Origin of the sequence: Lactococcus ileimucosae, from assembly GCF_943193185.1 — a bacterium.
Lineage (GTDB): Bacteria > Bacillota > Bacilli > Lactobacillales > Streptococcaceae > Lactococcus > Lactococcus ileimucosae.
In genome coordinates this window covers 176886-197194 of the sequence record NZ_CALPDE010000002.1, presented here as the reverse complement: position 1 = coordinate 197194, position 20309 = coordinate 176886, and the positions used below count along the sequence as shown (strand labels likewise).

At 40.5% G+C, this 20309-nt stretch carries 20 protein-coding genes, 1 tRNA gene and 2 pseudogenes; 1 reads left to right on the top strand and 22 read right to left on the bottom strand.

Annotated elements, in window-relative coordinates; translation table 11 throughout:
* Positions 1 to 152: 152 nt before the first annotated feature.
* From mraY to pfkB, 15 genes and pseudogenes are all read right to left on the bottom strand, one after another.
* Positions 153 to 1145 (bottom strand): phospho-N-acetylmuramoyl-pentapeptide-transferase, encoded by a 993-nt coding sequence (gene mraY, locus NFR51_RS01975; protein WP_251712087.1) that lies wholly within the window; start codon positions 1143 to 1145, stop codon positions 153 to 155.
* A gap of 90 nt (positions 1146 to 1235) precedes the next feature.
* Positions 1236 to 3533, bottom strand: coding sequence for a penicillin-binding transpeptidase domain-containing protein (locus tag NFR51_RS01970; RefSeq protein WP_251712086.1), 2298 nt, complete (start codon positions 3531 to 3533; stop codon positions 1236 to 1238).
* Positions 3530 to 3910, bottom strand: coding sequence for a cell division protein FtsL (locus NFR51_RS01965; RefSeq protein WP_202230475.1), 381 nt, complete (start codon positions 3908 to 3910; stop codon positions 3530 to 3532). Before NFR51_RS01965 ends, NFR51_RS01970 begins: the two co-directional genes overlap by 4 nt.
* Before the next feature lie 43 nt (positions 3911 to 3953).
* Entirely contained in the window at positions 3954 to 4895 is a 942-nt protein-coding gene (gene rsmH / locus NFR51_RS01960; protein ID WP_251712085.1) for a 16S rRNA (cytosine(1402)-N(4))-methyltransferase RsmH, read from the bottom strand.
* Positions 4896 to 5016: 121 nt separating this feature from the next.
* Positions 5017 to 6186 carry a peptidoglycan bridge formation glycyltransferase FemA/FemB family protein gene (locus tag NFR51_RS01955; RefSeq protein WP_251712084.1) on the bottom strand — a complete coding sequence of 390 codons (1170 nt, stop codon included), beginning with the start codon at positions 6184 to 6186 and terminating at the stop codon, positions 5017 to 5019.
* Between the two features lie 60 nt (positions 6187 to 6246).
* Positions 6247 to 6318, bottom strand: a tRNA-Gln gene (locus NFR51_RS01950).
* Positions 6319 to 6398: 80 nt separating this feature from the next.
* Positions 6399 to 7031: a GNAT family N-acetyltransferase gene (locus NFR51_RS01945; protein ID WP_251712083.1), complete on the bottom strand. Its 633-nt coding sequence runs from the start codon at positions 7029 to 7031 to the stop codon at positions 6399 to 6401.
* Positions 7032 to 7036: 5 nt separating this feature from the next.
* Positions 7037 to 7240, bottom strand: coding sequence for a DUF2969 family protein (locus NFR51_RS01940; RefSeq protein WP_251712082.1), 204 nt, complete (start codon positions 7238 to 7240; stop codon positions 7037 to 7039).
* Positions 7241 to 7487: 247 nt separating this feature from the next.
* A complete protein-coding gene (gene fba, locus NFR51_RS01935; protein WP_251712081.1) occupies positions 7488 to 8345 on the bottom strand; it encodes a class II fructose-1,6-bisphosphate aldolase in 858 nt (285 codons plus the stop codon).
* A gap of 25 nt (positions 8346 to 8370) precedes the next feature.
* Positions 8371 to 9300 carry a tagatose-6-phosphate kinase gene (gene lacC, locus NFR51_RS01930; protein ID WP_251712080.1) on the bottom strand — a complete coding sequence of 310 codons (930 nt, stop codon included), beginning with the start codon at positions 9298 to 9300 and terminating at the stop codon, positions 8371 to 8373.
* A gap of 14 nt (positions 9301 to 9314) precedes the next feature.
* Positions 9315 to 10466, bottom strand: coding sequence for an SIS domain-containing protein (locus NFR51_RS01925; RefSeq protein WP_251712079.1), 1152 nt, complete (start codon positions 10464 to 10466; stop codon positions 9315 to 9317).
* A gap of 138 nt (positions 10467 to 10604) precedes the next feature.
* Positions 10605 to 11252: an HAD family hydrolase gene (locus NFR51_RS01920; RefSeq protein ID WP_251712078.1), complete on the bottom strand. Its 648-nt coding sequence runs from the start codon at positions 11250 to 11252 to the stop codon at positions 10605 to 10607.
* A 1-nt stretch (position 11253) separates the two neighbouring features.
* Positions 11254 to 11730 (bottom strand): annotated as a pseudogene (locus NFR51_RS11060) (PTS sugar transporter subunit IIA); the annotation flags it as partial.
* A 24-nt stretch (positions 11731 to 11754) separates the two neighbouring features.
* Positions 11755 to 13182 (bottom strand): annotated as a pseudogene (locus NFR51_RS01915) (PTS fructose transporter subunit IIC); the annotation flags it as partial.
* Positions 13183 to 13191: 9 nt separating this feature from the next.
* Complete coding sequence (gene pfkB, locus NFR51_RS01910; RefSeq protein WP_251712076.1) at positions 13192 to 14124, bottom strand: 1-phosphofructokinase; 933 nt, start codon at positions 14122 to 14124, stop codon at positions 13192 to 13194.
* Positions 14125 to 14279: 155 nt separating this feature from the next.
* On the opposite strand from pfkB, the gene NFR51_RS01905 reads away from it, so the two are divergent.
* Positions 14280 to 15038 carry a MurR/RpiR family transcriptional regulator gene (locus NFR51_RS01905; RefSeq protein WP_251712075.1) on the top strand — a complete coding sequence of 253 codons (759 nt, stop codon included), beginning with the start codon at positions 14280 to 14282 and terminating at the stop codon, positions 15036 to 15038.
* Positions 15039 to 15068: 30 nt separating this feature from the next.
* Here NFR51_RS01905 and NFR51_RS01900 read toward each other — a convergent pair whose 3' ends face one another.
* The 7 genes from NFR51_RS01900 to NFR51_RS01870 all read right to left on the bottom strand — a co-directional run bounded on the left by NFR51_RS01900 (position 15069) and on the right by NFR51_RS01870 (position 20263).
* Entirely contained in the window at positions 15069 to 15908 is an 840-nt protein-coding gene (locus NFR51_RS01900) for a PTS system mannose/fructose/sorbose family transporter subunit IID (RefSeq protein WP_202230463.1), read from the bottom strand.
* The gene (locus NFR51_RS01895) at positions 15898 to 16707 is read right to left on the bottom strand and encodes a PTS mannose/fructose/sorbose/N-acetylgalactosamine transporter subunit IIC (protein WP_202230462.1); all 810 of its coding nucleotides are present in this window, start codon (positions 16705 to 16707) and stop codon (positions 15898 to 15900) included. Before NFR51_RS01895 ends, NFR51_RS01900 begins: the two co-directional genes overlap by 11 nt.
* Before the next feature lie 116 nt (positions 16708 to 16823).
* On the bottom strand, positions 16824 to 17300 hold the full coding sequence (gene agaV, locus NFR51_RS01890) for a PTS N-acetylgalactosamine transporter subunit IIB (protein ID WP_251712074.1): 477 nt from the start codon (positions 17298 to 17300) through the stop codon (positions 16824 to 16826).
* 89 nt (positions 17301 to 17389) lie between these two features.
* Positions 17390 to 17665 (bottom strand): preprotein translocase subunit YajC, encoded by a 276-nt coding sequence (gene yajC, locus NFR51_RS01885; RefSeq protein ID WP_251712073.1) that lies wholly within the window; start codon positions 17663 to 17665, stop codon positions 17390 to 17392.
* Positions 17666 to 18088 carry a PTS sugar transporter subunit IIA gene (locus NFR51_RS01880; RefSeq protein ID WP_251712072.1) on the bottom strand — a complete coding sequence of 141 codons (423 nt, stop codon included), beginning with the start codon at positions 18086 to 18088 and terminating at the stop codon, positions 17666 to 17668.
* 149 nt (positions 18089 to 18237) lie between these two features.
* Positions 18238 to 19380: an N-acetylglucosamine-6-phosphate deacetylase gene (nagA, locus tag NFR51_RS01875; RefSeq protein WP_251712071.1), complete on the bottom strand. Its 1143-nt coding sequence runs from the start codon at positions 19378 to 19380 to the stop codon at positions 18238 to 18240.
* 130 nt (positions 19381 to 19510) lie between these two features.
* A complete protein-coding gene (locus NFR51_RS01870) occupies positions 19511 to 20263 on the bottom strand; it encodes a MurR/RpiR family transcriptional regulator (RefSeq protein ID WP_251712070.1) in 753 nt (250 codons plus the stop codon).
* Positions 20264 to 20309 lie beyond the last annotated feature (46 nt).

The window sequence follows — 20309 nt, the reverse complement described above, 5'->3', positions numbered from 1 at the left end:
TCAAAAGCGAATCCCTTGAACTTTTTGTTCCTGAAGACGAGCAGTCTTTAAGACAACAAATTGAGGATTTCATTTTCATCAATCACTGCAGCTATAAAAAAATGGCAGTAGATTTTCATCTAGTGCCATAGAGTATACAGATTATTATAATTTTATATGTTGAAATAAATAAGAAGTGCTAAGAGAGACAAAACTGCCGTAACAGTCCAAAACACGATATCAATCTTCCACTCGCTCCAACCTTTTCCTTTGCCCGAAAAGCCGCCAAGTTCAAAATGGTGATGAATGGGTGTCATGCGGAAAATACGTTTCCCATGTGTCAGCTTGAAGTAAGAAACCTGCATCATGACGGAGACTGTTTCCAAGATGTAGATAAACCCAATCAGAAGAAGGGACCATTCTGCATGCAGCAGGATGGAAATCATGGCAATAAAACCACCAAGGGCTAGACTTCCAACATCTCCCATAAATATTTTCGCAGGCTTGTGATTGAAAACAAAGAAAGCAAGTAAGCCACCAATAACAGATAAGAGGATAAGAAGTACATCATAACGTCCCTGAGCAACGGCTATAACAGCATAGGCACTTAAAGAAATAGCAACCGTGATACTTGCTAAACCATCAATACCGTCTGTAAGATTCACAGCGTTTGACCAGCCAACGAGCCAGAAAATAATGAAAATGGCAAAGAACCAGCTCAAATCAATTTTCCAGCCCAAAATATTGAGAACATTCGTACTGTCTACTTGCATCAAAATCAAATAAGAAACGATACCCGTAGCAATCTGTGCCATAAGTTTATGACTGGCTTTGAGCCCCCCATGATTTTTTTGACTAAAGACCTTCATAAAGTCATCTAAAAAACCAATCAGCGCGTACATTGCTAAAACCCACCATGCTGTAATAAACATAGGTGTGAACTGTCCAAAAATGAGGGCGAAGACGGCTGAAACGAGGAGCGCCGAAACAACAAATACTAGTCCTCCCATTGTTGGTGTACCTGCCTTGCTGGCATGCTGTTTTACTTCTTCAAGCGTGGGTTGTCCCCCAAGTTTTTTCTTGTGAAAAAACATAATAAAGCGTGGAATTCCAATCATGGTTAAAACCAGCGCAACTAGAGCTGCTAAAAATGCAGTGATTAACATAGTGCCTCCGACTGTTACTTGGAAACTTTGTTTCCTTTTTTGTAGTTAGAGCTTTCCTAGCTCAAAATTGAAAGAGGCGAAAAATTTCGCCTAATTCATCGTTACTGTGATTGTTTGATTATCTTTAAGTTTGGTTCCCATTGCCACACTTTGTGTGTTAACATGGTCACCAGAGCCTTGATATTCGACTTTCAAGTTATACCATTTAGCCAGCTGTTCAACCTGCTCTTTAGACCATTTGAACATATCAGGCATGAAGTGATCCCCATCGGTAAGAAGCATGACACGTGAGTTTGCCTTAACTTCTTCACCCTTAGGTACAGATTGCTCAGTTATTTTTGTCCCTTGACCAATAACAACTGGTGCTATAAGATTACGGCGGAGCTCATCTGAAATCTTACCAGGTGCTTCCCCTTCATAATCTCCAATGGTAACTTTACCCTCTTTTAAATTAGACATATCTGATGCAGCTGCATCTTGATTCTTGATTTGTTCCGCCCGTGTCATCAATGGATTGGCAACATCTGAGATGTAAGTCAATGACCAAGGATTTGACGGAATTTTAATATTCATGTAGAAGATAAAATCAGGATTTTCTGGCGGATACATGGCCACAGCAGAGTAAATATTATCTTGCATGCCTTTAAGATATCCTCCGGTTTCTGATGCAATCTGTGCTGTTCCTGTCTTCACAGCCATAGTATTTCCATTAACCATAAAGAGTGGACCAGGAGCATGTCCTTGCGACTCAGTGGTGAGATAAGAAGTTCCCCATCTTGGATCTGTGTTAACCCCAACCATTAAATCTTTTGTTTTGTTCACAGCATTTTCAGAAACTGGTCGCCCAATCACTTCTGTCTGATTTTTCAAATAAGTGTTGTTGTCTTTATTTACAATCTTGTCAACAATGTGCGGCTCAAGCATTTCGCCTTTATTGGCGAAACTGGTCCAACCACGCAAAAGCTGGATTTGAGTTGTACTAATCCCTTGACCAAATGAAGATTGAACCTGAGATACAGGATTACTGTCGTCAGGAAGTGAACCGAACTGTTCTCCTCCCATACCGATACGTGTAGGTATACCAAATCTAAAGCGACGTAAGTAGCTGTCCCAGAGATTAGTTCCCATATTCTGAACAATCCGTGTCATTCCTGTATTACTCGACATCTTGAAGCCTTCAGCAAAGGTAACTGTGGATGGTAACTTAAAGCTGCCATCTTCAGTCTCATTGGCATCCCAGTCATTAATCACAACATCGTATAAGTTTACACGACGATAGTAAGAGGCATTCAAGTCTACCTTGTCGCTGTCCAGAGCTGAGGCCATGAGGAAAGTTTTCATGACTGATCCAGGCTCAAACTGCGACTGATAAAGCATGCTATTTTCCGTAAAATGCGGCTGTTCTCGCGTTGCCTTATCATTAAAGTTATTGGAGCTAAAGGTCGGGCGTTGCGTTGTTGCTAGAATATCTCCTGTATGCGCATCCATCAGCGTAGCTGAGAGCTGTTGACCTCCAGATCTTTTTACAGCTTCATCCATGAGTGTTTCTAGATTGCTTTGCAAACGCGCATCCAAGGTTGTATAAATATCCTGACCATTTTTGACCGGTTTGCTTACTGTTGTTGTTCCAGGTAAAGGACGCCCATAACGATCTTTTTCATAAGTTTCTTCGCCATTGCTTCCACTCAAGATATCGTTAAAGGAAGCCTCTAAGCCGTTGATACCAACCAAACCTGAGTTTGGGTCCCCTGGCGTCTTCTGTTGTGCAATACCAATAAACTGTGAAGCATAATTAGGTTCTGGGTTTGAGCGGGTCACGTTAGCTGTAAAACCAATCCCGACTATACCTGCATCTGCCGCATCCTTTTTCATCTGCTCCATCTTAGCTAAAGGAATTTTAGTTCCTGCCGAACCAAATTGGACCTGTGCTTTACCAGAATTTAATTGTTGTTCAATGAGTTTTTTGTCAATTCCCAGCTCTTTATTTAGAAATTCTGTAACTTTTGGGAACTCTGCCTTGTCTACATAGAGCTTATTGTTATTGTTGTCAACTTGTGCTTTATCGAGAACTGCATAAACAGTGTAATCACTAGCATCTACAGCCAGTGGTACACCGTTTCTGTCAAAGATGGTTCCCCGTTTAGCATAGACAGTGGTCGTATTTAAATAATTCGTCTTAGCCATTTCGGAGAGGTTGACACCACCGATTTCATTAACTGTAATAATCCAGACAAAGCGAAATATAAAAATCGCAAACAGAGCAATAGCTACTAAAAATAGACTTTTACCTACACGTTTACGATTTTCTTCAGGCCTTTGATGGCTTTTTTTCGCTTTTTTCGAAATACGTCTGAAAGGAAGGGTAATTATTCGAAAAATATTTTTCATTTTGTCGCTTTCAATACATTATCAGAGTTGTAGGAGATACCATGGTCATCTATAACTTTTTGAAGTTTGTCTTGAGAGGTGAGCTCCTGAATTTTCTGATCATATTCAGAATTTTTTTGTTCTTTAGCAGTAATCTGACTGTTATAGTGCAAGGTTCTACTTTCTACTTCTTGCGTTTTAGTTTGGATGAAGAGCTGAGTAACTGCCAAAACTAACGCGACAATTACCATAGAGAGATAAAATACTTTTTCAACTCCAGAAAAGCGTTTAAATTTTTTAGCTAAAACTTCTGGTGCCAATGAATCTTTTGAAATTGCATAGCTGTCCTTTTTGGCTGCTGTTTCAATATCAAAATATTCTTTAGGTTGTGCGGCCATATTTTTCTCCCCTCTCTAATTCCATACTTATCGTCTTTAGTTGTTAATTTCTTTGTTTTTCTGCTACACGGAGTTTAGCACTGTGCGCACGGTTGTTAAGCTTAAGTTCTTCGTCACTTGCAAGAATCGGCTTGCGGTTAATCAGTTTGAGTTTGGCTTCCATATCTTTTGGAAGCAACGGCAATCCTTTAGGGACATTGACTGTACTGTATTCTTTAAAAATGGTCTTGGTCAAGCGGTCTTCTAAAGAATGAAAAGTAATCACGCTTATACGTCCGGAAACATTAAGCAGATCAATCGCTGCTTCTATGGACTCCTCTGCTGCTCCAAGCTCATCATTCACTTCGATTCGAATTGCTTGAAAAATGCGTTTAGCCGGATGCCCTTTTTTCTTAAGCTCTTTTTGGGGAAGGGCAGACTTGATAATCTCTGCCAGTTCCGTTGTCAACTCAACTGGTTTAAGCTTACGGGCTTGCTCAATCTTTCGCGCAATCTGTTTTGAAAACTTTTCCTCGCCATAACGGTAAAAAATACGGACCAAATCTTCATAAGGGTAATCATTGACCACTTCATAAGCAGACAGTGCTTGAGACTGATCCATTCTCATATCTAAACGTGCTTCTTTTTTGTAGGAAAAACCACGCTGGCTATCATCAAACTGTGGACTAGATACACCTAAATCATAGAGTATACCATCGATTTTTGTAATTCCCTGCTCTGCTAACTTTGAGCGTAGGTAGCGGAAATTACTTTTTATCAGAGTAACTTTGTTCTCAGCCAAAGCCGCTTTTAGACGAACTTTAGCATTTTCATGTGCTGCATCATCCTGATCAAAAGAATAGAGATGCCCTGTTGTCAACTTACTCAAAAGATATTCACTATGCCCTGCCCCTCCGAGAGTTGCATCAACATAGATGCCATCAGGTTTAACCTCAAGCATATCAACAGTTTCGTGTAGCATTACAGTGTCATGCTTGAATTCCATGTTTACAAGTTTACAGGCAAAAAGCCCCTTCCTTCCCTAATAGCTAATATTCATTATAACATTTTTCTCGAAAATGTATAGTAGTTTACAACCTATTGTAAACTTTTTTTCTTCTTGTTCCTCAATGCTTGGTTTTCTGGCGTTTGTATAAGGCATTTGCCACTTTATAAAGAAGTTTATTTACTGGCAAATCAAACTCACCTACGTATTCTTCAATTCGTGGATTAAAATGCTTTTTAAATTTCAAAAGCCCATCTTTTTCTGAAAGAGAGTTTTCTAGTCCACCCATATTTAGTGTGTTTGCTCCATTTTTGAAGGCATGTTGTATCGTTTCAAACCATACTAAGTATGAAGGATAATATTTTTGAAATGCAGTATCCGTTCCTGCATAAAGTGTCTCTGCTGCCCCAAAAGCATTGATAGATAAGGTTCCTGCTACAGGGATAATTTCCCCCTTTTCAGCAATGAAGGCTGAAATATCAGAAATGTTTTTTTCAGCAATTGCAAGTTCTTCACTCAAAACTTTAAGACGTTTTTCATTTTTGGCTTTTGTTTGATTATCTTTAATTTTTGCCACATTGGCTTCCATATCTTTTTTAACTTTGGCCATATCAAATTTCACCAAAGTTATGAAAGCATCTGAGCCATAAGTGTCCAAAAGTTTGGTGTAATACTCTGCATTACGAAGGCTCACATTTTTACGTGCCTCGGTTTTTTTCATTAACTCAGCAAAAACAGGAACTAACTCCTTTCCCCCAAAAACAATTTCTGGATAAGAATTTCGTGCCTTGCGAATAAATTGACGTGTTTTTTTGTCCAGACTTTCTTCGGAAAAATCTTCCTTATAAATGACAGCGTTGTAACGCGGCTGAATCGTATCATGCATCTCTGTCGTACGTCCAGTGTATTCCACACCAGCATTTGTTAAATTTGTCATGATGTCATAAGCATCGTCAAACTTATAAGCAGGATCAAATTTGATAAAAAGTGCCTTTTGACTTTTACCAAATTTCCTTAATTCTAACAAAACAAACTTTAACAAAGCTTTATCTGTGTAATCCATCAAAATACCACGTGGAATATACAGCATTGTAAAACCAAGTGGAAGAGGTCGAATCAAGACCATGCTGCTCGCAACCAATCGATCATCTTGATAAAATCCGATGATTTCTGATTTCCAACTGCTCTTGATTGTAGCCCATTTTGAAGTTTGTAAGAGGTTTGGCATGCCTGAGGCAGCAACAAACTCATCATGAAGGTGAGCATCGAGCCCAATTTTTACTGTATACATACTTTTATTCTATCAAAAATTATTAAAAAAAACAGGCTCAGCTTGAGCCTGTACAAACAACTGGGGTAGCTGGATTCGAACCAACGCATGAGGGAGTCAAAGTCCCTTGCCTTACCGCTTGGCTATACCCCACTGCCTATCTTTCGACAACAGTAAACATTTTATCAAATTTATTCATGGATTTCAAGAATTTACTTTCTTTTCAAGTGAAATTATGGTTTTGTCTTATCCGCTTTCATGTATATATAATGCTCAAACCCAGCTTGTTTGGGGGCTTTAACTGTTTTAAAGGTTTCAAAGCCTAATTTTTCATAGAGCTTCAAAGCTTCATGATTGCTGCTAGCCACCTCCAAAACATAAATTTCAGGCTGGTTCATCATCCTTTTCAAAAGTTCAGTGGCTAAGCCTCGTCCACGCCTATTACTTTTGGTGGCTACAAATTCTATTGAGGCCATTTTATCTGCCATTTCAAAGGGATAACTTTGCTTTTCAAATTCTTTTTTTAGAAACAGATAAGCAGCCAAACCTTTGACAAAACCAAGATGTTTGATAAGAGGTTTAACTTCGAGTTTAAGGGGAGCACTCTTCCCGTTTCTCAAAGCTGCCATAGCCAGTACTTCTTGATCCTCATGAGCTAAAAAGAAGTCTTCCAACAAAAAACTATGTGTAAATGCTGCAACTAATTTATTCTTGTCTTTTGAAAAATATTGTAGCCACTCAAAAAATCCATCAACAAAGATTTGGCTGATTTGTGATTTAACTTCAAAATCAAGTTCTTGAGCTATACTAATTGTGAGATTAGGAAGCTTTTCTTCTCTCTTATCCAGAGTACTTTCACTTTTCATACTCTTTATACTCCAAGATTGTAAGCTTTAATCGCTTCTTCTAAGGCATTAGGGAAATCAGGTGTTACTGCAAGTTCTTTGCCTGATGTAAGGACGACAAAGCTGCCGTTTTCTTCATTAATTTCAGCGATGATTTTTTTCCCTGATTTTACTTGAACACCTTTTTCTGTATCAATAATTTCAATTTCTGTATCTTTTTTCTTAGGCATAATCAGTCTCCTTATCATTCTTTTAGAGGCACTTTCCTCAACTGTTCAATGATACCATTTTGATTGACTTTTGTCACGTTATCCTTTTGTGCAAGCTCTCGTTCACTAACCACATAATTAGGGATTAAACGGTGATGTTTATCGTCTAATTGATGGAAAAATAAAGAACCGTCAGCTTGGCAGGCTAACGACTCTTTAACGTGTTGCTGCCACCGACTTTTATTCGGAGACAGTGGAAATTTTTATATCACTTCTCAGCTTTCCCATCAGAACCCAGCACTTGAATTTTTTGTTTCACAAGTTCTTTAACGGCTTGTTTAGCTGCGGAGTTGTATTTTTTCGGATCTACGACTTTTTCATCTTCGGAGATGTAGGACTTGATAGCCTTTGTGAAAACAGCGCGAAGTTCAGTGGCATAGTTAACTTTAGCAATACCCATAGCAACGGCTTTTGAAACATCTTCATCAGGGATACCTGATGTTCCGTGAAGCACCAATGGTACATCGCCTGTTTTCGCTTTGACAGCTTCTAAGACGTCATATTGTAACTTCGGCTCTGCTTTGTAAAAGCCGTGTGAGTTGCCGATACCGATAGCTAAAAAGTCAACATTTGTCGCTTTGACAAATTTTTCAGCTTCTTCTGGGTCAGTGAAAGCTACCGTTTCCGCATTATTTCCATCTTCTTTGCCACCAACGATACCTAGTTCGGCTTCAACGGGAATCCCCATCGAATGCGCCATCTTGACCACTTCTTCGGTTATTGCGACATTTTCTTCAAAGGGCTTTTTCGAAGCATCAATCATCACTGAAGTATAACCTGTGCGTAAACAACGTGCCACACGTTCAAAATCATCCCCATGATCAAGGTGCAGCACTACAGGCACTGAGACCTTGTCTGCTGCTGCTTTAACCATGTGGTAGAACATTTCTGGTGGTGTCGTATTGAGCGTACCTGACGTTGTTTGGACAATGACGGGTGCATGCATCTCTTCGGCTGCTTCTACGATTGCTTCCGCCATTTCCATATTTTCTGCATTAAAGGCACCAATGGCATAACCATTTTTAAATGCCTTTTCTATCATTTCTTTACTTTTAGCAAGTCCCATTTTTTCTCCTCTTACAGTCTTTGTTTTATATTTTTTCTACTTTGAGTTGGTCAAACAAAGCTTGATAATTTGTTCGATTAATATGTCCTGTCTTCGCCTCCTGCGCATTGAGCATGCCACAGACATTGGCACGTTTCAAGGTATTCTCAACCGTTTCATCCTGGCTTATCCCATAAACAAGTCCTGCAACAGTCGCATCGCCGGATCCGACAGGATTTACTACATCTATTTTGGGGATTTGCACACGATAAAAGTCATCCGAAACTTTAGCAAATGCGCCTTCTTTTCCAAGAGAAACCACAATCCACTCAATACCGTCAAAAAGCTTATCCTGTAAACTTTCCTTGATATTTTCTAAGGTGACTTCTTTACCTAGCAAATCCGTCAATTCTTCCAAGTTGGGTTTGATTACACTTGGCTTATGTGAGTTTTTAAGCACTGCTTCAAGTGTACTCCCTGAACAATCCAAAACGACTGCTTTCTCCTGCTTGTTGGCAATTGCAATAAGGTCAGAATAGAAAGTTTCCTGTAAGCCATCAGGCAGAGAACCTGAAATGGCAATTGCTTCAACTTCAGCTAACATTGCTTTAAAATTGTCAATAAAATCTTTCGCTTCTTCCCTTAAAATCCGTGGCCCTTTTTCTAAAATCTCGGTCTGTTGCCCTTCATGTAAAATTGCAATACAGTTGCGTGTCTTTCCAGAAATCTTGGTAAATCGACTGTCAATACCTTCACTTTTTAAGTTCTTGACAATCTCTGCACCTAAGATATCGTCAGCAAAGCCTGTCGCCACGATATCTGCGCCTAATTCTTTCAGTACACGTGAGACATTAAGCCCTTTACCACCAGCTGTTTTACCAACCTGTGCCACACGATTGACCGTGTTTAAGTGAAAGTATTCCAATGGATAAGAAATATCAATAGCAGGATTGAGTGTGACTGTTAAAATACTCATGTTTTGCTGCTCTCCTATTTTTCCAAAGGATGGATAATCACACCTTTTACGACACGGTTCACTGTTCCTGATGCCGAAGGTGTATCTGGCGTGTTTTTCACTAAGATCGAAGCATTCAAGGCAATGACATGCGCAAAAGCAAATGCTGGGAAGACAAGATAGGCTTCTTTGAGCTCTGGCGCTTCCTTATACGTGAAACCTTCCGTAAGATTTTGTCCGATGACGACTATTCGTTGAGCAATTGCATCACCCACAACCTCTTTGTAGAGATCCAAATCATATTGACGTGTATAAGCGTTGTTGGCGGCAAAAACGAAAACAACTGTATTTTCATCAATGAAGGACTTTGGTCCATGACGGAAGCCCATCGCGCTGTCAAACATGGTTGCTATTTTTCCTGCTGTTAATTCCAATACCTTGAGTTGGGCTTCACGTACAAAACCTGAAAGTGTACTTGAACCGACATAAACCATGCGAGCTGTATCGTCATTGAGAAAACTTACAATTTCTGTTTCTCGCTGAAAAACATCTGCAGCCAAGTCCGCGGCAATGCTGACCTGTTTTTCTTTATCCGAAAGTTCTTCTGTTGAGAAAATAAGCGTTGATAAAAGCGTCATTGAACTGCATGATCCGGTCATTGCAAAACCTTTATCGTTAGACTCATCTGGCAGGATGCAAGTCAAAGCATTTTCCATCATGAGAGCTTGCTGAGCGAGCTTGCCTTCTTTGGCACAAGTGATGACCAACTGATAACTGTCTTGGACTAGCTCTTCGACAATATTGACTGCTGCGACAGATTCAGGGGAGTTCCCACTGCGTGCAAAGGAAACCAACAAGGTCGGTGTATTCTGCTCCAAAGTAGCTTGTGGAGCCGCTACGATATCTGTTGTTCCGATTGATTCAAAACGGAAATGTTCTGTATCTCCTAGCTCAATTAAACTTTTAAGTACGGTGTCACCCACATACTGCGAGCTCCCTGCCCCAGTAAAAATTACTCGGATAAAGCCATGTTTTTCGATCAGTTTTGCTAAGAAAGCATCAATTTCTGTTTTTCTTTCTAAGTATTCTCCGAAAACCTTGCGCCATAATTCTGGCTGCCCTAAAGTTTCTTTAACGGTGATAGCCGCACCTAGTTCTTTGAGTCGTTCTTCTGGTAATTGAAGCATATTATTCCCTCGATTTCTATTTTTCTTTAAGCTTATGGTATCCATTATAAGGTGATAACCATAGGAAAATTTTCCAAATGGCACTTTACCAAAACGGAAATTTTTCCTGATTTCAAGGGAATAACTACTTAGGTCATATCATGAAAAACCGAGAAGCTGTAACACTTCACCTAAATTCTCAACGTGCCTGTCCGCCTGACTCTGGTCACTGCCAAATCGTTGGTCTCTAATCGCCCAAACCGTTGCACCTGCTGCTTTTCCAGCTGCGATACCATTGGGTGAATCCTCAATGACAAGCACATCAGATGCTCTGGCATTCAACTGCTTCATAGCAGATAAATAAACGGCAGGATGGGGCTTAGACTCTGGAAAATCTTCGCCAGATGAAATAACCTCAAAATATTTACGAAGATTATGTGTATCAAGAACTTCTGCAATTTCCTCGTGTGACGAACTTGAGGCTAAACCAATCCTTAGTTTTGTTTCAGACAAGCGTTGCAGGACAGCTTTCACATCAGGAAAGAGCATTTCCTCGATGGGAAAATGGCTACTCTTTTTATAGGCGAAGAACTCTTTTTGTAACCTTACCGCTTCTTCCTTATCAAAATCTTCTCCCAAAATGAATGGCCACAAGTCTCTCAGAGGGCGACCTAAAAGTTCACGGCGATTCAGATGTGCGATCGGAATGCCCTTTTTCTCGAAAAAAGCATCAAACACTTGGGCATAATGATATTCCGTATCAATCAAGACACCGTCCATATCAAAGATAATCGTGTTAAAACGCATCTTATACTCCTGCATATGCAAGGCTTTCTGAATCTTCCTCACTATTTTCAACGAGTTTTTGGTTAATGATTGACACAATCTCTGCTTGACTGTCCGCTGCTTTTAACTGATCTATCACCGCAGGTATCATGAGCATTTTCGCAACAGAAGAGAGCAATTGTAGGTGTGCCGTACCTTTTTGATGTTCGGGGATAAAAAGCCCAATGACAAAGGTAATCGGTTGCCCATCTAAGCTATCCCAAGCAATTCCATTCTCATTTTTTACAATAATCAAACTGGCTTTATTAATATTTGACGATTTGGCATGTGGGATGGCAAAGCCGTCCATCATGCCTGTTGTTCCTTCGAGTTCACGTGCCACTAACTTTTCTTTGACTTCTTCCTTGTCTGTAGCGATACCTCGTTGGACTGTTTTTTCTGCTAAAAAGTCGAACATTTCATCTCGTGTATTGAATGTCTGATGGAGAAAGACATCCTTTTCAGAAAGGAATGCAGAGGGGGACATAATTTCTTCAGTGGCTAATTCTTTATTTTCACGTTTTTCCTTCTCCCAGCGTCGTTTTTGATAGAGGCCAAGTAAAATTCCGCCTACTGCTGAACCAATCAAAATTGATAAAACCCATTGGAAAGCACCTGTGACAACAGGTAAAACCAGAAATCCTCCATGTGGCGCGGGAACCTTTACTCCGAAAAGATAAGTTAAAATTGAAGCGATTGAAGAACCCACCATAAAAATAGGCAAAATAATCAAGGGATTTTTAGCAGCGAAAGGAATTGCACCCTCAGTGATGTGTGTGGAACCTAAGATGAGGTTCACAATCCCTGCATTACGTTCTTCAGTATTGTAATACTTTCTAAACACAAACGTTGCAATACTTGTAATCAATGGCGGCGCAATACAAGCAGCCGACACACCCGCCATAAAGGAGTAATTGCCTTGAGCTAAAAGCGCTGTACCTGTAACATAGGCAGCTTTGTTGACAGGGCCTCCCATATCAAAGGCACACATTGAACCAACGATAAGTCCTAAAACAATCGGGTTACTGTTTTCAAATCCAGCCAGGAAATTCATCATAGCTTGATTGATGGCTTCCATAGGTGCTGCCAACAAATACATAGCTATTCCGACAATTGCGACTCCTAGAACCGGTAAAATAAAGACAGCTTTTAATCCATCAAGAGATTTTGGCATCTTGCGCAAGAGTTTTTGAAGGAAAAGAATCAAGTAACCCGCTAAGAAACCTGATAGAATCCCACCTAAGAAACCTGCACCGCCTGCATTTGCTACGATACCACCAATCAAACCTGCGACAAGCGCGGGACGTTTGGCAATGCTTTCGGCAATGAAAGCTGACAATATTGGGACCATCATTCCCATAGCTTGCCCGCCAATATCCTTGATCATCGCTGCTGTGGCATTATATGTAGCATGATCTGGTTCTGCAGAATGAATCCCCCAAACTGCAAAAGAAATTGCAATCAAAACACCACCAGCTACAACGAAAGGCAGCATATGAGAGACACCGTTCATAAGATTTTTGTAGATGCTGTGCCCGATTTTAGATATCTCTGGTGCGGTGGAAGAATTTTCCCTAGTCGTTGTACCGTCCTTGATTTTTCCTTTTCCAGCTAATGCTTCCTTAATCAAGCGGTCTGCCTCTTTAATCCCTGCTGAAACGGATACTTCAATGACCCGTTTGCCGGCAAAGCGTTCTGCATGGACATCTTTGTCGGCTGCAATAATAACTGCTTCCGCATGACGAATGTCCTCATTTGTCAATTCATTTTCCACACCAATCTGTCCGTGTGTTTCCACTTTAATCGATACACCTGCTTTTTTGGCCGCTGCTTCTAAAGCTTCCTGTGCCATAAACGTGTGCGCTATCCCTGTGGGACAACCTGTAGCAGCGATTATTTTATAGTTTCCCATAAATCCTCCTTATAGTTTATTGATAATTTCAGTAACAGTAATTTGCTCCATCAGCCGTGGGACATCGGAAAAGTCAGTCAAGCCTTTTTGAAAAGCTGTAGAAGATCCAGCTGCAATTGCTTTTTGTAAATTTTTTCCGACAGCTTCATTTTTGATTATTCCGGCTAAGAAAGTTCCAAGTAAGCTATCCCCTGCACAAGCTGTGTTGACGACTTCTCCTTGCGGAGCATTTACAGATAAGATGTGGTCCGAATTGATAAACAAGGCGCCTTTTTCCCCCAAGGAAACTAAAACATTTTGCGCCCCCTGCTCCACCAACTTTTTAGCGTAATAAATCACATCTTCTGGCGCTTTTAGCTCTACATTAAACCAGTGCGCCAGTTCCTCATCATTGGGTTTAAGTAAAAAAGGTTCGTAAGGCAAAGTATCCAGTACTTCTGCATAGCTGGTATCAATAATGAGCTTTACCTTGTTTTCTTGACAAACCGCAGCAATCTCTCTTAAGAGTATAGGTGGAACGCCTTCAGAAAAACTGCCAGATAAACAAAGGTAATCCCCCGCTCTGAGTTGATGCACTTGCTTTAAGAACATCTCAACTTGTTCAGGTGTAACTTTTGGTCCTTTATTAACCAGCTTATACTCCAGATTTTCTTTTTTTACATGCGTAAAGACATTGATTCTGGTTATACCGTCCACTTCGATAAAATCTGTGTGAATGCCTTCATTTCGGAGCGTGTCTTCGATGAAATTTCCGGTAAATCCTGCCTTAAAACCAAGCGCTGTACTTGTCACGCCGAGTTGCTGCAAGATCAAAGAAACATTGACACCTTTTCCATTGGCTTGAACATCATACTCCTCTGTACGATTCACTATCTTAGGAGACATCTCCTTGGTGTCAATAAAAAGATCAATGGCTAAATTTAGTGTAGCTGTATAGATCATTGAGCACCTCACTTTCTTTTTATCATAGTCTTATCATAGCGCATTATTTATGTACGCGCTTACAAATTTTTGGAGTTTCTGAAAAACGTTACACTTCTATTTTTTATTTTGCTATACTTAGATTAATAAATTTTGAAAAAACGGGGAGGTATACTGTGAGTACTAAGCTAAGTGACTCTGAGCAATATTTATGGAATTATATTGAACGCAATATTATAGAAATCCCTAACTATTCCATAGCTGAATTAAGTGTTGAAGCTGCTGTTTCAACAGCAACAATCGTACGTACACTAAAGAAAAAAGGCTATTCTGGCTATGCCGACTTCAAGTATAAACTCAAAGAGCGAAGAAAACTGCATGAAGACTTTTCGCAGTTTGACCAAGAAGATGAAGGGATTCGTCTCGTCATTACCAAAAACGAGCAAGAAGTCATGCGAACTATCTCGATGATTAACATCGAAAAACTCGAAGAAGCACTTCGAATCATCACTGCTTCAAGACGGCTCATTTTGTTTGCTCGTGGTTTTTCCGAAATGGTTGCCCAAGAGATGATGATCAAGTTTCAACTGACAGAAAAATACTGTGAGCTCTTTACAGATCCTGAAATCATCAAAATCATGAGTAAGAAGTTGTCCCCCGCAGATGCTGTCCTCTTCATTTCTTTAAATGGCGAAACTCCAGAACTGGTAAGTGCTGCGCAAAATTGCAACCAGCATAACATCGCAACATTACTGCTCACTACAGCTGGTGAATCAACGCTAGCTACCCTCTCTGATGTCGCTCTCGTTGGTTTTAAATCAGATGGTTCTTTCTTTCCAGACTATGAAGTGCGCTCCCGTCTTCCTCTGACCATCCTTTCACGGATTTTACTGGATTCTTATGCTTTAAGAAAAAATGAAACACAAAAAAAGTAAGTGTGGAACAAAAGCACTTACTTTTTGATTTTACGGCCAGATTGAAGGCCAGATACCAATTCCTGAACCAAGGATACCCAAGCAGAGGAGCAAAAGGATACAACGGATGGGGGTCCATTTGTGCTTCTGCATAAGATAGAACAAGAGTAAAGTCAACCCAAGCGGTAACATTGATGGCAAGATACCATCCAAGATGGATTGAATATTAATTTTAGCTTCACCATTGGGAATGACAATGTTTACTGAGGTAGCACCCATGGCTGAAGTCAAAGCTCCGACCACGAAAATACCAAGAATAGAAGCTGCCCGTGTAAATTCTTTTGCATTAGCAGTCATGATGCTGATCGCATCTGTCCCTTTTCGGTAAGACCAATGCATCAGGAAGTAACGCAAGCCGAACTGTACAGCATTGAAAATCAAGAGGAAGATGAAAGGTGCTGCGATATTTCCAGCAATTGCCATATTGGCTGTAATTCCTGCTGTGATAGGTACAAGTGTGAACCAGAAAAGGGCATCACCAATCCCTCCAAGTGGTCCCATCGCTGCGACACGGACGGCACGTATCGTTTGAATATCTGTTTTATTTTGCTCAAGTGAGAGCACGATTCCCATTACGAAGTTAACCAGAAACGGGTGAGTGTTAAAGAACTCTAAGTTGTGTGCCATTGAGGCTGAGAGGTCTTTCTTGTCCGTGTGGATTTTTTCCAATCCGGGCAAGATCGAATAAAGCCAACCCCCTGCTTGCATCCGTTCATAGTTAAAAGATGCTTGGAGGTAAACGGAGCGCCAAACCATTTTGTTAAGTGTTTTCTTATCAAGCTGTGGTGCTGGCGTTTGATTAGAATAATTATCCGGAATATTAAATACCATCTTCATAATCTCCTTCACTAGCTGATGCTGCTGGGGCAGCTGTTTTGAGTTTTGTATTCATTTGGAAATCCCAATAGGCAAAGGCAAAACCGATGACGGCAAGTAAAAGTAATGCTGGACCTTTGAGCGCTTCAATACCGGTAACAATAACAGCAAGCACGAAGCCTAGGAAGTAGAATCCCCAAAGTTCTTTTGAAACCATAACTTTAATCAAGATTGCAAAACCGACATAGCGCATCATATTTCCTGCTGCACCGAGTCCACTCATCAACCATGCTGGGATAGCATTTACTACTGTATCCCCAAAGGCTTGTCCACCGACGAAGAAAAGTGTTACAACGATACCAAAGATAGTACCGAGCGCACACATGGCAAGCCAGTTAATTTTCGCAATTCCGGCTGGGTTGGCCTCTTCGGCGTATTTGTCAGCAACACCCATTACTGGTGCCATGACTGTGAAGATCAATGTTACACCATATTGCCCCAGTAATGAGAAAGGGATAGCTGTAGCAACAGCCGCTGCTGGTTCAAGCCCAAGTGAAATAGCTAAAACTGTTGCCATGATACCACCGATAACTGCATTGGGTGGTTGTGCACCACCAACAGGCATGTTACCAATCGTCATGAGTTGATAAGTACCACCGACAATCAGACCGGTTTGAACATCACCAAGAATAAGACCGATGACCAGACCTGTTACAATCGGTTGGTACAGAGATTGAAGTAAACTAAATTGGTCGATGGCAACGACAAAAGTCACTGCAAAGATCAAAATAATCTGAAAAATGGAAGCATCCATAAGTTTTTCTCCTTATATTTTTTATAATTTTTGATTTGAAATAAGTAATGCTCAATCAAGGACAAGACCCTTTATCCTAAATACAACTTCCTAATCAAAAACTCTTGTTCCCTAAATTAATTAAAAAGCTTGTTGAGTGGCTCTACTGGTGTCGTTGGCACGCGCTGAATCTCAAGCTCAACGCCGAGTTCTTTCAACTTCTTGAACGCTGCCACATCATCGTCATCAACAGCAATAACTGTTGCCACTTGACGTTTTCCTTCAGACATGTGCATATTTCCGATATTCACCTTCTTGATTAGAACACCACCTTGGACAAGACGTAAAACATCTTGCGGATTTTCACAGATAATGAAAATCAACTGACGATCGGCAGCTTTATTGATAATGTCAATAGTCTTTTGCACACTAAAGTAGCGTGTAGCCACTCCTGTCGGTGCGGCCATATCCATTAACGCTTGGCGCTGCGGATTGCTGGCAACATCATCATTAGCCACAAGCAAAAGGTTGGAACCGACAAAACTGTTCCATTGCGTGGCAACTTGACCGTGAATCAAGCGATTGTCAATACGAGTAAGTAAAATATTTGGCATAATAATAACCTTTCTTAATAGAGAATAGGAACCTGTTTGTTCGTATTCAAATTTTATTAACTCTCCTAGAAGGCAGGAAAATGAACGTTTTACAATATCTGCGTAATCGCATAACGTGAAACTTTAATCACCAACCTATCTGCAAGTTTAATATGGCAAAATTCTTCATCTAAATCAGTGATAAAACCCGTCAAGCCACCACTAAACATGACTTCACTCCCTACTGCAAGGGTTTGATGCAGCTCGGCAATGGCTTCTTTACGCTTCTTAAATTGTAAACCACTAATGATACTGTAAAAAGCACTACCTAGAAGAATAAAGCCAATAAAAACAAGGGAACTGTTGATAATAAATTGTGCTGTCATCTAAATGCCATCACTTTCTTCAACTTCTTGCACTTTTTTGCCGAGCTCTAAGTCGAGAGTGACACCATCTTTCGCTGTTGAAACAGACAAATCAAGCATTAAATCGACTTCTGTTTCCATCATGCCTTGAGAAACAAACTCAATCAGCATGGGGAGATTTGTCCCTGTAAAAATATGCACCTTTTCATTATCAGCTTTAGCAATCATCGCTTTATTAAAAGGTGTCCCTCCAAGCAAGTCCGTAAAGACAGCTACTTCTTCGTCACTTTTACAAAAATCGTTTAAAGCCTTTTGATACGCTTCAAGGTTTGTTGCTTCATCAAAAGTGAGGGTGAGCAAGTCTGCTTGTGCTCCAGTAATTAATTCAACCGCGCTCTTCATGCCTTCTGCAAAGTGAGCATGTCCAGAAATTAAAGCTTTCATCATTTCTCCTTATCTTCTAAATTTATTTTTATTATAAGCTATAGATTGTAGGAAATTTTTCCAAATATTAAGTAACATTTTGGTAAACTTTTCCAAATTAACCGCTTACAATTATTTTATTTAGTTGATATGTAATTCATTTTTCAGGATTATACCGCCCGCTCACCGTCCACATACACTTCTGAGAGTGCCATATCGGGGCTTAAGACGATAAAATCAGCATTATAATCTTCTTTAATTTGTCCACAGCGATTATCAATGTTGACTGATTTTGCGGCAGTCAAGCTTGCCATCATAATGGCTTCCTCTGGCGTGGCAATGCCCCAGTCCACCACATTTTTAACCGCATCTTTCAACATGAGAACAGAACCTGCCAAACTATTTCCTTCCTTAAGATGAGCTGCGCCTCCTTCGACATGTACGGGAAATTCTCCTAACATATAATCACCATCCGGCATTCCAGCGGCACGCATAGCGTCAGTAATTAAGACTGTGTGCGCTGCACCTTTACTTTGGATAAGAACTTTAGCCGCTGTCGGATGGACATGGTGACCATCACAGATTAGCTCGGCATAGGTATTGGGGATACTAAGGGCAGCACCTACCATTCCGGGCTCCCGGTGGTTAAAAGGACTCATTCCATTAAAGGTATGAACAAAGACAGTCGCTCCCGCTTCTATCGCAGCCGTCGCTTGGGCTAAAGTAGCATTTGAATGCCCCAAAGCGACCGTAATCCCTTGTTGTGTTAAGGCCCGAATAAATTCTATACTTCCTTCTCTTTCAGGTGCCACAGCAATTTTTCGAATCATACCGTGAGCTGCTTGATTCCATGTTTCAAATTCTTGCACATTTGGATCTGTCATATAAGCTGGGTTTTGTGCACCCTTATGTTGGGGCGTAAAATACGGTCCTTCAAAGAAAAGTCCTTGTATTTTCGCTCCCGTGACTGTGGGCTCATAATTTCCCAGAACTTCACAGACCTCTCTGAGGCGCTCATGTTCTCCTGTCAATGGTGTAGCTATCCAAGAAGTTACAGCTCCTCTAAGTAAACCTTGGCTCATCTTATCCAGAAGCTCTTGTTGTCCATCCATCACATCCGCACCGTCAAAGCCATGAATGTGCGTATCCACCAAGCCCGGAGCAATCCAGTATCCTGTATAATCTTTAATCTCAGCATCTTCAGGAACTTCTTGCCTATGTTTGCCAAATTTCCCCTCCTTAATTTCTAAATAGCCGCTACTAAGTGTTTGGTAAGGATAGAAAAATTTATCTGCCTTGATATAGTAAGTCATGTCTTGCCTCCATTTGTCTTTTTTCTTAGTATAAACCAGAAATAGGGGGAAAATTTTCCAAAACTTCCTTTGAGTGGTCGGAAAATTTTCCCAAAAAAAGCAGAGATTTCATCATCTCTGCTTGTCTTATTTAATCTTCCCGAATCGGCGCTAAATTTTTGTAAAGGGCAAAAGCATCCAGCAAGATGCGATTCACAACTTGTAAACACAGGCGACTTCCGACATCCAAACCAAAATTAATCGTTTTTTGTGTGGACTTGTAGGCATGAATGCAAACATCTGCCTGACTTCCAATAGAACTCGGCATAGCCCCCACTAGAGCAATAATCTTTGCGCCACGATTTTTCGCTTTATGCAGTGCTTGAGCAATCTCTGGTGTCTCACCGCTCAAAGAGAAAGCAACGATTAAATAATCACGGTTGACTTTGCTTGCAAAATACTGCATATAGTCAAAATCATCATGGATTACGCAAAGCTTTCCAAAAAGTTGCAGCTTATCCATCATTTCTCGCGCAACATTGGCACTTAGACCCGCACAAAAAATCATAATTTTGCTGTGATGATCGATTAGCTTGATGGCGACTTCAATATCATCTGCTGAAAGCTGGTTAATCGTGCGTGTGATTTCAATTTCGTTCTTGCGAATCGCCTGATTAACCTCTTTTGAAAAGCCATTTTTGCGGCGTTCATTTTTGGTGTTGCGAATGGTTTGCTTAAAGTCGGAATAACCATCGTAGCCCATTTTTTTCAAGGTTCTGTTGACCGTTGAAACACTGACATGTGACTCTGTTGCCAATATAGAGATAGATAACTTTGGAATACGATTTAGATTATCTTGGATATGGTTCCAGCAATACGACTCTGCTTCACTCAATGTTTTCATTCCTTACTCCTTCACTATCGAACCATGTACCCTTGGACATCCCCAA